This window comes from Psychrosphaera algicola (assembly GCF_028401425.1).
Lineage (GTDB): Bacteria > Pseudomonadota > Gammaproteobacteria > Enterobacterales > Alteromonadaceae > Psychrosphaera > Psychrosphaera algicola.
The window spans coordinates 2779802-2795347 of the sequence record NZ_JAQOMS010000002.1; the positions used below are offsets into that span (position 1 = coordinate 2779802).

General features: G+C 41.5%; 10 protein-coding genes and 7 pseudogenes. 10 read left to right on the forward strand and 7 right to left on the reverse strand.

Translation table 11 applies throughout. The features are described from left to right. Positions 1-25 precede the first annotated feature (25 nt). Positions 26-1475: pseudogene (locus PN838_RS15165) on the forward strand (TrkH family potassium uptake protein). Positions 1476-1596: 121 nt separating this feature from the next. Here PN838_RS15165 and tdh read toward each other — a convergent pair. Together tdh and PN838_RS15175 are read right to left on the reverse strand one after the other, a co-directional pair. Further along, positions 1597-2621 (reverse strand): annotated as a pseudogene (gene tdh, locus PN838_RS15170) (L-threonine 3-dehydrogenase). After that, a pseudogene (locus tag PN838_RS15175) lies at positions 2621-3816 on the reverse strand (glycine C-acetyltransferase). Before PN838_RS15175 ends, tdh begins: the two co-directional pseudogenes overlap by 1 nt. Positions 3817-4333: 517 nt before the next feature. Here PN838_RS15175 and PN838_RS15180 point away from each other — a divergent pair. Further along, entirely contained in the window at positions 4334-4735 is a 402-nt protein-coding gene (locus PN838_RS15180; RefSeq protein ID WP_272181203.1) for a DUF3224 domain-containing protein, read from the forward strand. 16 nt (positions 4736-4751) lie between these two features. Further along, positions 4752-5458, forward strand: a pseudogene (locus PN838_RS15185) (aspartate/glutamate racemase family protein). 90 nt (positions 5459-5548) lie between these two features. Here PN838_RS15185 and gmhB read toward each other — a convergent pair. Together gmhB and PN838_RS27430 are read right to left on the reverse strand one after the other, a co-directional pair. Next, positions 5549-6097, reverse strand: a complete 549-nt coding sequence (gmhB, locus tag PN838_RS15190) for a D-glycero-beta-D-manno-heptose 1,7-bisphosphate 7-phosphatase (protein ID WP_272181204.1) — start codon at positions 6095-6097, stop codon at positions 5549-5551. Then, positions 6094-7153: pseudogene (locus PN838_RS27430) on the reverse strand (glycosyltransferase family 9 protein). The gene gmhB and the pseudogene PN838_RS27430 overlap by 4 nt, the downstream one beginning before the upstream one ends. Before the next feature lie 211 nt (positions 7154-7364). Between PN838_RS27430 and PN838_RS15210 the strand changes: the two are divergent. From PN838_RS15210 to PN838_RS15230, 5 genes are all read left to right on the forward strand, one after another. After that, a complete protein-coding gene (locus tag PN838_RS15210; RefSeq protein ID WP_272181206.1) occupies positions 7365-8000 on the forward strand; it encodes a 3-deoxy-D-manno-octulosonic acid kinase in 636 nt (211 codons plus the stop codon). Then, on the forward strand, positions 7997-8845 hold the full coding sequence (locus PN838_RS15215) for a 3-deoxy-D-manno-octulosonic acid transferase (RefSeq protein WP_272181207.1): 849 nt from the start codon (positions 7997-7999) through the stop codon (positions 8843-8845). The genes PN838_RS15210 and PN838_RS15215 overlap by 4 nt, the downstream gene beginning before the upstream one ends. Positions 8846-8900: 55 nt before the next feature. After that, complete coding sequence (locus PN838_RS15220) at positions 8901-9158, forward strand: 3-deoxy-D-manno-octulosonic acid transferase (protein ID WP_272181208.1); 258 nt, start codon at positions 8901-8903, stop codon at positions 9156-9158. A gap of 65 nt (positions 9159-9223) precedes the next feature. Continuing rightward, positions 9224-9400 carry a hypothetical protein gene (locus tag PN838_RS15225; RefSeq protein ID WP_272181209.1) on the forward strand — a complete coding sequence of 59 codons (177 nt, stop codon included), beginning with the start codon at positions 9224-9226 and terminating at the stop codon, positions 9398-9400. Further along, entirely contained in the window at positions 9397-10515 is a 1119-nt protein-coding gene (locus PN838_RS15230) for a DNA alkylation repair protein (protein WP_272181210.1), read from the forward strand. Before PN838_RS15225 ends, PN838_RS15230 begins: the two co-directional genes overlap by 4 nt. 14 nt (positions 10516-10529) lie before the next feature. Here PN838_RS15230 and hldE read toward each other — a convergent pair. The 3 genes and pseudogenes from hldE to PN838_RS15245 all read right to left on the reverse strand — a co-directional run bounded on the left by hldE (position 10530) and on the right by PN838_RS15245 (position 13390). Then, a pseudogene (gene hldE, locus PN838_RS15235) lies at positions 10530-11983 on the reverse strand (bifunctional D-glycero-beta-D-manno-heptose-7-phosphate kinase/D-glycero-beta-D-manno-heptose 1-phosphate adenylyltransferase HldE). Positions 11984-12149: 166 nt separating this feature from the next. Further along, the gene (locus PN838_RS15240) at positions 12150-12731 is read right to left on the reverse strand and encodes a D-sedoheptulose-7-phosphate isomerase (protein WP_215964576.1); all 582 of its coding nucleotides are present in this window, start codon (positions 12729-12731) and stop codon (positions 12150-12152) included. 2 nt (positions 12732-12733) lie between these two features. After that, a complete protein-coding gene (locus PN838_RS15245) occupies positions 12734-13390 on the reverse strand; it encodes a TetR/AcrR family transcriptional regulator (RefSeq protein ID WP_215964577.1) in 657 nt (218 codons plus the stop codon). A 392-nt stretch (positions 13391-13782) separates the two neighbouring features. Between PN838_RS15245 and coaD the strand changes: the two genes are divergently transcribed. Both coaD and PN838_RS15255 read left to right on the forward strand, forming a co-directional pair. After that, the gene (coaD, locus tag PN838_RS15250) at positions 13783-14277 is read left to right on the forward strand and encodes a pantetheine-phosphate adenylyltransferase (protein WP_215964626.1); all 495 of its coding nucleotides are present in this window, start codon (positions 13783-13785) and stop codon (positions 14275-14277) included. A gap of 30 nt (positions 14278-14307) precedes the next feature. Continuing rightward, positions 14308-15539 (forward strand): annotated as a pseudogene (locus tag PN838_RS15255) (cystathionine gamma-synthase family protein). Positions 15540-15546: the final 7 nt, after the last annotated feature.

A 15546-nucleotide genomic window follows, 5' to 3' on the forward strand; every position in this document is an offset into this window, starting at 1 on the left:
ATAACTACAGAAAAGAATAAAATACATGCAGTATCGGACGATTATACGGATCTTAGGCCTGCTCGTTGCGCTTTTTAGTGTGACTATGTTGCCACCGGCTTTAGTGTCGTTAATCTACCGAGACGGTGGCGGTTTGCCGTTTGTCATCGCATTTGTGTTCAACTTAATAGCGGGCCTTCTTATCTGGTATCCAAATCGCTTTCATAAAGCCGATTTGAGAGCCAGAGAGGGCTTTCTAATTGTTGTATTCTTTTGGCTCGTTCTAGGGTCGTTTGGTGCTTTACCCTTTCTATTCTCGACAACACCGCAAATCGGTGTTGCCGACGCTTTTTTGAATCCTTTTCGGGATTGACAACAACCGGCGCAACCGTTCTAACAGGGCTAGATTTCCTTCCTAAAGCGCTGCAATTTTATCGTCAACAATTACAATGGCTTGGTGGTATGGGGATCATTGTTTTAGCGGTGGCAATCTTGCCTATCCTAGGTGTTGGTGGCATGCAGTTGTATCGAGCTGAAATTCCCGGTCCGATGAAAGACAGTAAAATGACCCCGAGAATAGCCGATACAGCGAAACACTTGTGGTACATCTACGTGGTATTGACGACCTTGTGTGCAGTCAGTTATTGGCTGGCAGGTATGAATGTATTCGATGCAATTACTCATTCATTTTCAACAATAGCTATTGGCGGTTTTTCGACGCATGACGCAAGTATGGGATACTTCGACAGCTCAGCAGTAAATCTGGTTTGTGTGGTTTTTTACTTATCTCCGCCGCAAATTTTTCATTGCATTACGCTGCGGTGACTAACCGTTCGATTAAGCAATACATTCGTGATCCTGAGTTCAAAACCTTTTTATATATTCAAGCGTTCCTTGTTTTGTTGTGCTGGTGGACACTGGTAGGTGAGTCAACGTATGAGTCTAATTTAACATCATTGGATCAGGCATTATTTCAATCTGTTTCAATGTCGACAACCGCTGGATTTACCACGTCAAACTTTGCCGTTTGGCCACTATTTTTGCCTATATTACTTATCTTTAGTTCGTTTATCGGCGGCTGCGCAAGTTCAACGGGTGGCGGATTAAAAGTGGTCAGAGTGTTGTTGCTCTTTAAACAAGGGCTCAGAGAACTCAATCGATTGGTGCATCCAAAAGCCATATTTTCGATTAAGTTGGGACAAAAAGCGTTACCTGATCGAGTGGTAGAAGCTGTTTGGGGATTTTTCTCAGCGTATACGTTAGTGTTTATTATTATTATGTTGGCGTTAGTGGGGTGTGGTTTAGATAACGTTACTGCATTTACAGCGACAGCGGCTTGTTTAAATAATCTTGGTCCTGGGTTGGGTGAGGTGTCGGCAAACTACGCAAGTGTTGGTGACGGAGCTAAATGGATTTTAATGATTGCGATGGTATTCGGCCGACTTGAGGTCTTTACCTTATTAGTACTATTCACTCCGGCATTTTGGCGCAGTTAAATCGCCACGTTTGTTGAACTCTATGTCGGCGGTAAAACCAGCAGGCGGCATGCTATGAAGAACTTAATACAACAAAGGTTTCAACTACTTTTGATAGCTGAAACCTTATATTGAAAAGCATCTAATCCCAGTTCAAGATAACCTTACCTGAGAGGCCACTGCCCATAGTTTCAAAGCCAGCTTGAAATTCTTCAACTGGGAAACGGTGTGTAATAATAGGCGAGATATCTAAGCCTGACTGGATCAAACTTGCCATCTTGTACCAAGTTTCAAACATTTCTCGACCATAAATTCCTTTGATGACTAATCCCTTAAAGATAACCTGATTCCAGTCAACACCCATGTTTGACGGAGGTATGCCTAACATCGCAATTTTACCGCCGTGATTCATGTTATTTAACATGTCGTTAAATGCCACTGGAACCCCCGACATTTCAAGTCCGATATCAAATCCTTCAGTCATTCCTAATTCGTTCATAACGTCTTTTAGCTTTTGCTCAGCGACGTTTACGGCTCGTGTAGCGCCCATTTTTTTCGCAAGGTCTAAACGATATGGGTTTACATCTGTAATTACGACATGACGTGCGCCGACGTGTTTGGCAACCGCAGCCGCCATAATGCCTATTGGACCTGCACCCGTGATTAATACGTCTTCGCCAACGAGATCAAACGATAACGCGGTATGGACGGCATTTCCAAACGGGTCAAAGATAGACGCCAATTCATCAGAAATATTGTCTGGAATTTTAAATGCATTAAACGCAGGGATGACTAAGTATTCGGCAAATGAACCTTCACGATTTACGCCAACACCCGTTGTATTGCGACACAAATGTACACGTCCAGCGCGACAGTTACGGCAATGACCACAGGTAATATGACCTTCACCGGATACGCGATCACCGACAGAGAAACCACGAACTTCCTAGCCCATATCGACTACTTCACCTACATACTCGTGGCCTACAACCATAGGAACAGGAATGGTTTTTGAGCCCATTCATCCCAGTTGTAGATGTGCATATCCGTGCCACAAATCGCGGTTTTACGAATTTTAATTAATAAGTCATTGTGGCCCATTGTTGGTTTTGGGCTATCGGTCATCCAAATGCCGACTTCGGATTTTAATTTAGCAAGTGACTTCATTAGTTGATCACCTTCAATTCTCTGCCCACTTTTATAAATGCAGCAATGGCTTTGTCGAGTTGCGCAGGCGTATGGGCTGCTGAAATTTGAGTTCGAATACGGGCTTGACCTTTTGGTACAACAGGGAAGCTAAATCCAACAACATAAATACCTTCGGCTAGCATTTTCTCAGCAAACTCTGAAGCAAGTTTAGCGTCGCCTAACATAACTGGAATAATAGCGTGGTCTTTACCAGCTAAGGTAAAGCCGGCCTTTAGCATGTTTTGTCTAAAGTAATTTACGTTAGCCCATAGAGTGTCACGCAACTGTGAACCTTGCTCTAACATAGATAAGACTTTAATGGATGCGGTGACAATTGAAGGCGCAAGTGAGTTTGAAAACAAATAAGGACGAGAGCGTTGACGTAACCATTCTACGATTTCTTTTTACCCGACGTATAACCACCAGATGCGCCACCTAGTGCTTTGCCAAGGGTTCCGGTAATGATATCTACACGGTCTAATACATTGCAGTACTCATGGGTACCACGGCCATTTTCACCAACAAATCCCACAGCATGAGAGTCATCGACCATAACTAAGGCATCGTATTTGTCGGCTAAATCGCACACGCTTTTTAAGTCGCAGATAACGCCATCCATTGAAAATACACCGTCGGTAGCGATAAGTTTAACGCGGGCACCGTCAGCATCGGCTTGCTTTAATTTCTCTTCTAAATCAACCATATCGTTGTTGGCATAACGGTAGCGTTTGCATTTAGATAAGCGAACGCCATCGATAATTGAGGCGTGGTTTAAAGAATCTGAAATAATAGCGTCGTCGGCCGTTAGAATGGTTTCAAACAAGCCGCCATTAGCGTCAAAGCAAGACGAATACAAAATGGTGTCTTCTGTTTTAAGAAACCCTGATATTTTTTGCTCTAACTCTTTATGGATGTCCTGTGTACCACAAATAAAACGAACAGAAGCAACACCAAACCCATGGTCTGTTAAGCCTTGTTTTGCCGCGTCGATGAGCTCTGGGCTGTTAGCTAAACCTAAATAGTTGTTCGCACAGAAATTAATGACTTGTTCGCCATTAACATCGATTTGTGCCTGCTGCTGTGACGTAATGACACGTTCAGATTTATACAAACCTTCTTGTTTTGTCTGATCAATATTTTGTTGAAGTTGTTTAAAAAAGCCTTCTGCGCGCATCGTGTTTACTCCACTGTAATAGCGACATTAATCCTACTTATTCAATAGAATAGTAAAAGATCGTTGAATATAAAGAATTGTAGCGGCTTTAATTGTTTTGGTCAGCCAAATGGATTGTATTTTGACCTAATAATTCTAATGAATAATATTAAAATTGTTCACAAAAGTGGACGTGTTGTTTTCTAAAGCTATGCTGATATCGATAACGCCGGAGGTGTCTCATTAGTAATTGCATGCAAACGAACTCAGTAATATTAGTAATGGATTAGTTACCCAGCTTTGACAGTCTGCTACTGTAGGTTTTAATCGAAATTTTGGCACTTGTAATAGCTGTTATTTACTGGTTATTAAATTATGGAATACGCTAATTGATTGGTTGTAAGTGGGTACTAACGTACTAGATGTTCCTTGTTTTTAAATATGGAGTATCAAACTTATAGATGGAGTTGTCCATGTTAGAAACTACTAACATTGAAAAATACTAAATGAAAATCAAAATGAAGAGAAAGGAAATAGGATGACAGCGAATTTAACAGGTCAGTTTACAATTTCGGGTTGGCAGGAAGAACCAAAATTTCAGAATGACGCAGGGCACAAAGTAAGTTATGCCGATATAAAACAAACCTACACAGGTGACATTGAAGGATCATCGGTTGTGCAATATCTGTTGTGTTACACCTCAGCTACGCATGCTCTGTTCACGGGATTCGAGGTAATTACCACCACAGTAGACAATGTCGAGTCGACTCTTACCATTAGCCATACCGGTGAATTCTCCGCAGGTGTCGCCTCTAGTACATTCATTGTGGTAGAAAACACTGGTACGGGCGCGTTTGCAAATGCAACGGGTCAGGGTCATTTGGTGCCGGCGAAGCGGGAAGCGCAAAATTTGAAATCGAACTTAATTAATGACGTTTGAGACAGGTAGATTAACTATGAAAACAATTGGTATTTTAGGTGGCATGAGTTGGGAATCGACCGTTGGTTACTATCAACGTATTAACCGAGGCATTCAGGCGAAGTTAGGCGGTTTACATTCGGCCAAGGTACTAATTAATAGTGTCGATTTTGCGGAATATGAAACGTTACAACATCAAGGTGATTGGGCTGAAATCGCCCGGTTATTAACAACCGCAGCGCAACAGTTGGAGCGAGCTGGTGCGGATATGATCCTAATCGCGACCAATACAATGCATTTAGTTGCTGAGCAAATACAAAGTCAGCTTCAAATCCCTCTGCTTCACATAGCCGATGCAACGGGTGAAGCCATTGTTGCCAAAAAACTAGACAGAATTGCTTTATTAGGCACCGCGTTCACAATGGAAAAGCCATTTTATAAGGCCAAACTTACCGATCAGTTTGGGTTGCAGGTTGATATTCCACCGTCGGACCAACGTAAAAAAATTCATGACATTATATACAACGAGTTATGTCGTGGTGAAATTAATGAAACGTCACGTTTGTATTATCTTGATGTAATAGCAGACTTAGAACAACAAGGTGTTCAGGGGTGATACTTGGCTGTACAGAAATTGGTTTGTTGGTTTCACAGCAAGATTGCAATATTGAAGTGTTTGATACGACACAAATTCATGCAGAAGCAGCTGTTAATTGGGCGTTAGCAAACGAGTTGTTGCCATAAATGTACCGAGTGCGCAGAGCCTTTCATCGATTTATGGTTAAAGATAATAATCGATAAATGTTTAACCATGGCAAATAAGTGTATAAATCTCTAACAGACAAAGTCTGCAAGTTGTTCTAAATTAGAAAAAACTTTGTCTGCTAAAGTGCGATCGCTTTCTGCTAAATCTTGTCCTGACGTTACGAGGAATTTCCTTCCAACACCAGCGTTAACCGCAGCTTTCATGTCGGAGCCTTTATCTCCCACCATTATACTTTTGGCCATATTTACTTGATGTTGTTGCTGTGCGTTCAGCAACATGCCCGGGGCGGGCTTACGACAGTCACAATGCTGTAAATAGGGTGGGTTCGCTTTTTCAGGGTGGTGAGGGCAATAAAATACATCTAAGATTTTGATGCCATTTTTTGCAAATTGCTCAATCATCCAGGAGCTTAAATTAGCAAAATCCTGTTCGGTGTAATAACCCCGACCAATCCCTGATTGATTGGTGATGACTATGATTTGAAAACCAGCCTGTTGAAACTTTTTACATCCCGCAAAAACGCCGTCAATAAATTCAAACTTTTCAGGCTCATACAAATAGCCATGATCGACATTTACCACACCATCTCGGTCTAAAAAGAGTACTTTATTGGTCATATTTTTTTGACTTCAATTTTAAAGTCTTGAACGATACGGTCGAACTGCGTTTTCACCATCTCAATACTAATTTCGCTCATGATGTTGTCACCTTTTACTCGCGTGCCCCATTTTACATGTCTTGGGGTTTTGCCATGTTTGTTTAGCAACGTTTGTTGATAAACTTCAGCGACGTATCCTTGATATAAATAAGGGCCCGTTCGTTTAGGGTTTGAATGGCCATAAAGCCCAATCACGGGCGTATGTTGTGTTACTGCCATGTGAGCAGGCCCAGTGTCAGGGGCAAGCACAAGCTTGGCATTTTTTAACAGCATTAACATTTGCTTTAACGTCGTTTTCCCAACTAGGTCGACAACGTCTGTTTTGATATGCTGCTTAATCTGGTCGGTCAATTCTCTATCAACGTTACCTGGACCGCCGCAAATGGCGACTTTGAAGCCTTTACTAGCCGCATAATTGGCAAGTGCTGCATATCGATCTGGTAACCAGTTTCGCTCTTTTTACTGGCCGCAGGCGCTATAACAAAGGTGTTTGAATCTTTTGGAATATGTTGTTCGGCAAACGCTTTGTCGTCGTCGCTGGTGGGAATATTCCAAGTCAAATTTTCAAGTTCTGACGCTGGCACATCGACTTTTTCTGCAAAAGCAAAAAACCTTCCAGTACATGGGGTTCAGTTTGTGGCTTGATTCGTTCACGGGTGAATAAGGCGTGTAATTCTTTTGCTCGTTGCCAATCAAACCCAATTTTTCGTTTGGCCTTAATAAATCTTGCTGCCCAATTTGCTCTAAGTGCCACTTGCATATGCAGTAAAACATCAAAGTGGTAGGGTTTAAGATCGTGTTTTAACTTGGTAAATGCTTGTTTTCCCGTTGATTTATCAAATACGACAAACTCGACCCCAGGTAACCCGTCTAATAACATGAGTTCTATTTTACCTATTACCCAGACAATTTTTGCTTTTGGATGTTGTCGTTGTATGGCTTGCACAGCGGCTACCGCATGGCAAACGTCACCGATGGCAGAAAGGCGTAATATGCAAATAGACTTCAAAGACATAGTTTCTCTCGGTTGGTTAAATCAAATTGGCGTCAAACCGCAATGCTAATGTATGATTCTCTCTATTCCAAATTAAATCATGATAAAGATACTTTTTGACTAAATCGAGCCTTCCATTGGATTGGATACAATCCAATGACTCAACAAATTACATATACGTGCGAGCTGATCTGAAACAATTGATCTCAGCTGATTGGTTTGAACCGCATTTTTGGGGTTCCCAGAAAAAATCACCGGCAGTAGCCAAGGTCGGTTCACCACGTATTTTATCGATTATACCGATGATGCGGGCGTCACTAAAAATATGGTGTTACGCCATTATTATCGCGGCGGCATGGTTAGGTACTTGAGTAAAGATAAGTTCATTTATACCGGCATTGAGAAAACTCGCTGTTATCTAGAGTTAGAAATGTTGGCAAAAATGTCGGCTTTAGGTTTACCAGTGCCTGTACCGGTGGCCGCTCGTGTTCAGCGTCATGGGTTTAGCTTATGTAGCAATGCTATCTTAATAGAGACCATCGCAGGAACGAAGGACGGCTTTCATCATTTGATTGAAGGGACTTTGGCGGATAAAACCTGGTTTGCGATGGGGAAAACCATTAAGCGATTTCATGATGAGAACGTCTTCCATAGTGATTTAAATATTCATAATATTCTGATTGATAACAATCAAAACGTATACCTCATTGATTTCGATAACTGTAAGTTCCGTGAGAAAGACGACAAATGGCCTACTCAAAATTTGGCGCGCTTGTATCGCTCGTTAATGAAAGAGAAAAGGTTACATGAGTGTTTTCATTTTGAGCAAAGTGATTGGCAAACTTTGTTGGCAGGTTACAACTCATGAAAACCATGTTAGCGAGGTGGTTGTATGCTCTCGTACTCATGTTGTTTTATGTAATCGAATTGTTTATTTGGTTAAAAGAAACCTTTCTAATCAAGTGTTACTATGTTCCCTTTAAAAAGTCGCATCACTTAAAACGAGATTGGCAATGGGGCAGTAAACTTGGTTTATTACCCTTTGGGCTAAAACTTAATAGTGGTGAACAGGCGATCATCCACTGTGCATCTATGGGAGAGGTAGTCGCTGCGACCCCGCTTATCAAACAACTTCTCATCGATAAGCCAGAGTTGCATCTCGTTATTACCTCCAATACTCAAACCGGCAAACAACAAGTTCAACGTTTAAAGCAGTCGTGGCATGACTCGCCTTTGGCAGAACGCATTCAACATTGTTATTTACCTCTTGATTTAATGTCGTTGATGGCGGGTTTTTTAAATAAAATAAACCCTCAGTTTGTGATCATTATGGAAGTGGAATTGTGGCCAAATTTAATCAGATTGTGTCATCACCGAACTATCCCAACCATTGTTGTAAATGGTCGCATGACGGACAAAACAAGGCGCGGTTATCTAAAATTAAAATGGCTAGGGTTACCCATGATACGCCAGTTGAGTTTGGTTTTTGTTCGAAACAAACTCGACCAAGCCAATTATCTTTTATTGGGCATTAAGCCCGAAAACTTATTTCTAATTGGCAACATAAAGTTGGATGTCACTTTACCCATACTCGATATAGAAAACGATCCTGAAAATAATATCGATGAGAAGAGCAACCAACAATACGCAGCTCTACGTATGACCATGGGGTTGTCCAAGCGCCTCGTCTTGTTGGGGGGAGTACCCATTTAGGAGAAGAGTCGTTATTAGTTGAGGCTTACAAAAAGCTTAAAAATCGCATCCAACTTTGGCCTTAGTTATTGCCCCACGCCACCCTCAGCGTTTCGAAGACGTTTTTGAGTCTATTAAAAATGACAGCCTAAATGTTATTAAATATAGCCAACATAGCTGGATGAACGATGATAATGATGTTTTAGTTGTCGATAAAATGGGGATGTTGAGTCAATTGTACGCGGTCTGTGATGTGGCATTTGTCGGCGGCTCATTTGCTAATCGAGGGGGCATAACCCTATCGAGCCAGCAGCATTTGCTAAACCAGTTTTGATGGGGCCACATATTCATAACAACCCCGAAATTTGTGAGGTGCTTTCAAAAGCCGGTGGTTTGCTAGTGTGTCAAAAAGAACAAGATTTTTATCATCAGTTGTCATATTGGTTGAACGAGACATCAGTAAGAATAAGCGATGGTTTACTTGGCCGGAAAGCGCTAGAAAGCCACTCTGGGCTAATTAAAACGACTTTGAATACGCTCTATCAACGTCTTGAAAATTGGGACAACAAAAAGTGAAGAACGTATTTTGCCGAGATAAAATCCGCCACTGTGCAAATTTGTTGGCACTGCAAATCGAAGGTTTTGATACTGACGGTTTTTATCAACTTGCCAGCCATAATATTGATCAGCATGAGTTAAAAGAGCGTGGTCATCAGGTTTTTATCGCACTGCAGCAGTATCTACCCGAAAATTTTGAACAGGCGATTGCGGTTCTATTGGCGACACTGCAACCGGTTTCTGACAACCAAGACCTAACCGACTTAACAACCGACGAACACGGCGTTGCAGGTTGGATGATACTGCCTTACAGCGAATATGCAGGTGAGTTAGGGCAGGCGAATTTACCAATGGCGTTAGATGCGCTTAAACAAATGACAAAGCGATTCACCAGTGAGTTTGGTATTCGTGCTCTATTTATTGCTCAGCCAGAAAAAACGCTGGATGTTATTCGCTCTTGGCTTGTTGATCCTTGCCACCATGTGCGTCGATTAGCGACAGAAGGGTGTCGGCCTTTGTTACCTTGGGCACAACAAATTCCTCAATTTAAAGCTAATCCAACGCTAATCATGTTTGTACTTGAAGAATTAAAAGATGATGAGTCGGAATATGTCCGTCGAAGTGTCGCTAATAATCTAAACGATATCGCTAAACATCATCCAGATTTAGTTGCAGATGTAGTGCGTCAATGGTCCCAAAAGGCCTCTAAAAATCGTCAACGGTTAATTAAACATGCAAGTCGCACCTTGATTAAGCAAGGTCACATAAAAACGCTAGAGACATTTGGTTACCGTGTTCCAGATGATTTGGTCGTTGAGCTTTCGATTGCCAACAATGTCGTTCAGTTAAACGAGAGGCTTGAAATGCACCTGCAATTAACGAATAAAAGTGATAAGGCATTGAGCGTATTATTAGATTTTATTATCGATCATCAAAAAGCCAACGGTAAACTCACCCCTAAAGTATTTAAATGGAAAGCGTTGGAATTGCGTGCAGGGGAATCCGTTAAATTAAATAAGGCGCATCACATCAAACCCATTAATACCCGAAAATATTATAAGGGCGAACATCAGGTCGCGGTGCAAATTAATGGCCAAATATTCGCAAAAACACGTTTTGATTTGACCATTTAAGTCCCGCAATCTGACTAAGCTTTAATTTTTTCGATAACTTTAGTCGTTGAACAACCATCAACAAAATCAATAGTTGCCACTAAACCACCATTTTTTGAACAATATCTGCTCCGACAATATTGTCTATTGTATAGTCGCCACCTTTTACTAATACATCAGGTTTTATTGAATCAATTAGATGAAAAGGCGTATCGTCAAATCCATCGCCTAACTGTTCGCCAAATGGGATAACCCAGTCAACACTAGCAAGACCTGAAACAACAGTAGCACGTTCATTTAATGGATTTATTGGACGATTTTCACCTTTGAGACGGCGAATTGAGTCGTCATTATTTAAACCGACCACTAGGCGATCACCGAGGGCTTTTGCCTGTTCTAAATAGTGGACATGTCCCGCATGTAGAATGTCGAAACAGCCATTAGTGAAGACAATTTTTTCACCACTTTGGCGAGCAAACTGAATATGCTGGAGCACTTCTTCAAACGGTGTTTGGTAATGTGCTTGTTTTGACGCAAACATATTTTTGTTTACGGCTTGGTATAATTCTTCAGGTGAAACCGTTGCTGCACCGAGTTTAGACACAACAATACCAGCAGCTAAATTAGCCACTTTTGCAGCATCTGCTAACGGTAAACCGGCAGCCATCATCATGGCGAGCGTTGCTATAACGGTATCGCCTGCGCCGGTTACGTCAGAAACTTCTAATACCTGCGCTGGCATATCGACTTTTTCAGTTACCGATATAGCGGACATACCCTGTTCGCTGCGCGTAAGTAATATAGATTCGATATTGTGCGTCGCAATAACGTCCTGTGCCGATTGCCAAATTTCTTGTTCGTTGGCAACTTTACCGCCAGCGGCGACAAATTCGGTTTTATTGGGGGTAATTACGTTTGCACCTGAGTAATCACTTAAGTCTTTTGATTTTGGATCAACAAAGACCATTTTCCCAGACGTTCGCGCTTTTTCAATCATGGATTTAATATTTGCTAACGTGCCTTTGTTGTAGTCTGAGAACACAATAAAATCGAAGTCGGGCAATACGGTTTCAAAGGCAACTTCCAGTGCGTCAGCATGAGCTTGATCAAATGCTTCTTCAAAATCCAGTCTTACGACTTGTTGCTGACGGCTGATAACCCGCAATTTGGTAATTGTTGGTTGGGTCGTTTGCGTAACCAATGCAGACTTGATTTGTTCACCAGCTAACAGTGACTCTAATCGCTCACCGTTTTCATCGTCACCGATAATGCCAAGTAAAGTCACTTGCCCGTCAAGGTGGGCAATATTGCGGGCGACGTTGGCTGCTCCGCCAACTTTGTCGTCTAGATTGTCAATTTTGACAACTGGAACCGGGGCTTCAGGAGAAATTCGAGACGAGTCGCCGGTCCAATATCGGTCGAGCATAACGTCGCCAACCACTAAGATTTTTACATGAGATAAGGTTTTAAATACGGATAAGTCGAACATAATAGCTGCGGTTTGGCTGTAAAAGTGTGGATAGCATAACGTAAAACCGTCTGATATCAATGGGGAGAGCCGGATTTGGTAAAAGATTAGTTGAATGTGTACTGCAGCTTGTTGGCATTAATTCGCAATTGAATCGTCATGCCAACCAGCGATTTGATTCGTAATGTTAGTCGTCTTGGGTGACTAATTCGTCAATGACTTCGCACAACCAGTGACCAATGAACATATGTGCTTCTTGAATGCGCGCGGTTATGTCGTTTTTAATAATGATAGGTAAGTTAGCGATGTCTTTAACTTGTCCGCCGTCACGACCAGTAAATGCCACTGTATAGGCACCTATTTCGTTTGCTGCTTCTAAGCCTAAGTTAATATTGGCGCTAGTACCTGATGTGGTTAAACCAATCACGACGTCTTCTGGTTTGATCAACGCTTGAACCTGACGGGCAAACACGGTATCAAATTCATAGTCGTTTGTATGCGCGGTAAGAATTGATGTATCAGTTGTTAGTGCAATAGAAGCCAAAGCGCGGCGCTCTTTTTTAAAGCGCACAACAAATTCAGCGGCTAAATGTTGACTATCCGCAGCACTACCACCGTTGCCAAAAAATACAATTTTTCCACCTTTACCTAGTGCGTCAAAACACTCAATTGCGAGTTGTTCAACTTCAGGTAAATAAGATTCCATCGTTTGAAAAAGCGATAGGTGTTGTTGTAAGTTGTCTCGGTAACACTGTTTTAAGTCAAACATAATTATTCTGTCTCGCTGATTTCACCCGTCGCCAAAGCTTTGTAGCGACCTGTAAGTTCAGCTACGGCCACTTGGTAATCTGGTGTGACATAAGGTTTAAACAACAATAATACTTTAGTTAGGCCCTGATACAAAATTGGATTGTTAACCTCTGCCGCTTCTTCACTCGTTTTAATGTAACTGATCCAAAACGTAACTTGCTGCTTGATGATATTAGCGAAGTCATCAATATCGTTATTGTCGATATTTATTAAGCCGGCAACTTGCAAACTCACGATAAGGTGATGAATTTTTTCCATCATTTTATTATGGATTTTCAGGTATTGGGTTCTTAATTCTGGATCTCTTGCCATGATGACAGGGAGGTTATCGTACAAAAAATTGAAGTGATAAAGTGCGCTAAATACAGCGTCGAGATAATTGGTTAATATCTTCATTGCGTCTTGGCTAGGCTTTACCGGCTCAAAAGACGTCTGCATGTGGTCTGCGTATTTAGTGAATATATGTCGGATAATTTCTTCTTTGTTACGGAAGTGATAGTACAAATTACCAGGACTGATGTTCAGATGTGAAGCTATATGGTTTGTTGTAACGTTGCGTTCACCTTGAGCATTAAATAACTCAATACTCGCTTCTATAATGCGATCTTTTGTCTTCATATCCAATCTCTGTTATCAGCCAAAAAATTGACCAAATACCACTCCGTATCAATGTTTAATTCCGATGCTATTTTTAGTCACGCTTAAAAAGCGATTATAAAATGAGCCTAATCGAGCCATTCTCTATCTTACGCAAGTTTAGATCAATAGCTCTATTAACATTTCTTTATATCATATTTGTAATAGATTTTTCACGCTTACCTGCTTTATTTGTTTGTCATGATGAAAGTTTTCGCGGTGATTTCGAGTATGTTGCGATAATGTAATTCTGCTATAGTTCGTAAAATATTAAATCAGACGTGCTGGTTATCACTGTCACAAACGCAAATTTGCGTTAGTTTCAAGGATGTTAGTGGCGTTTAACTCTTTGAAGATTTGCTCCTATGAATGAAATGAAAAAACGCGTAATAGCGATTTACCCGGGCACATTTGATCCGTTAACAAACGGCCACATCGATTTAGTAAATCGAGCGAAAGACCTTTTTGATCATGTTGTTGTTGCGATAGCGAAGAGCGACAGAAAAAATCCCCTGTTTTCATTAGATGAACGAGTTGCGTTGGCACAGGCATCATTAGCTGGTATCGATAAAGTGTCAGTGGAAGGTTTCTCTGGATTATTGGCTGAGTTTGCGGTGCAAAAGCAAGCAACGGTTTTACTTCGTGGAGTGAGAACAGTCGCTGACTTTGAATATGAATCGCAATTAGCCGAGATTAATCGCTCGCTTAATGTTGGACTTGAAAGTGTTTTGTTAACCCCAAGAGGTGAATTGGCCCATATATCTTCTACGATCGTGAGAGATGTTGCAGCCCATGGCGGCGATGCCAGTAAATTTGTTCATCCAAGTGTTGCTCAAGCACTTAACTTAAAATTTCAAGCCAAGCTTTAATTAAAAGCGTTCACTTATAAGGAAGGTGTTATGAGTAAAGGTTTTACAACGGATACGGTACATCACGATAGATTACTTAACCCAGATAGTGGTGCGGTGCATTATCCCATTGTTAACTCTGTGTTGTTTGGTTACGACAACCCTCAAGATTTAGTTGATATTTTCAGGGAAAACAAGCAGGTCATGCATACGCTAGACAGTCGACACCGACCACAGATGCCCTGCAATCCCTAATTACTCAGATGGAAGGTGGCACTTCATCGTTAGTTTTTGCGTCGGGTATGGCGGCAATTAGCACATTATTTTTTACGTTACTAAAAGCCGGCGACCATGTGGTAGCAAGTCGCTTTTTATTTGGTAATACTCCTAGTTTATTAAATACTTTTAAACGATTTGGGATTGAGGCAACACTAGTTGATGTCACCGACGTTGCACTCGTAGAAGCCGCAATTAAAGACAATACCAAATTTGTTTTTACCGAAACGATTGCGAATCCTGTAACGCAAATAGCTGACCTGTCTGCGATTGGCGCACTCTGCAAAAAACGCAACATACCGTTTGTGGTCGACAACACAATGACACCAAGTTACTTGTTTAAAGCCAAAGAGGTCGGTGCGAGTTTAATCACTTGTTCGCTAACAAAGTATGTCAGTGGCCACGGTACCGTGACGGCTGGGGCAGTGATTGAAACCGGGCAATATAATTGGCAGGATTTTAGTAACATATTGGACTCTTTTCGACACCTCAAATCTGAAGCTCAAGTGATGACTCAAATTAAGAAAAAAGGGTTAAGGGATTTTGGAGCATGCTTGTCATCTGACAGTGCTCAAATGATCGCTGTTGGCGCTGAAACCATGGCATTGCGTATGGACCGAGCGTGTTCTAATGCGTTGGCTTTGGCCGAATATTTGGCACAACATCCTAAAATAGCAAAGGTTTATTACCCCGGGTTAGCGGGGCATCCTCAACATGAGTTAGCTAAAAAGCATTTTAAACATTTTGGCGCAATTGTGAGCTTCGACCCAGTAGCGGATATTGATCCGGTCAAACTTTTATCCGAGTTAACCACTGTTATCTCAGCCACCCATTTAGGTGATAACCGAACGTTAGCGTTGCCAGTCGCTCAGACGATATTCTGGGAGATGGGTATAGAAAATAGACAACGTGCAGGGATCAGCGAAAACATGATTAGAATGTCAGTTGGTATTGAAGATGAAAAAGACTTAATTGCTGATTTTTCAAATGCGTTAACAAATTGCTAATGAGGAT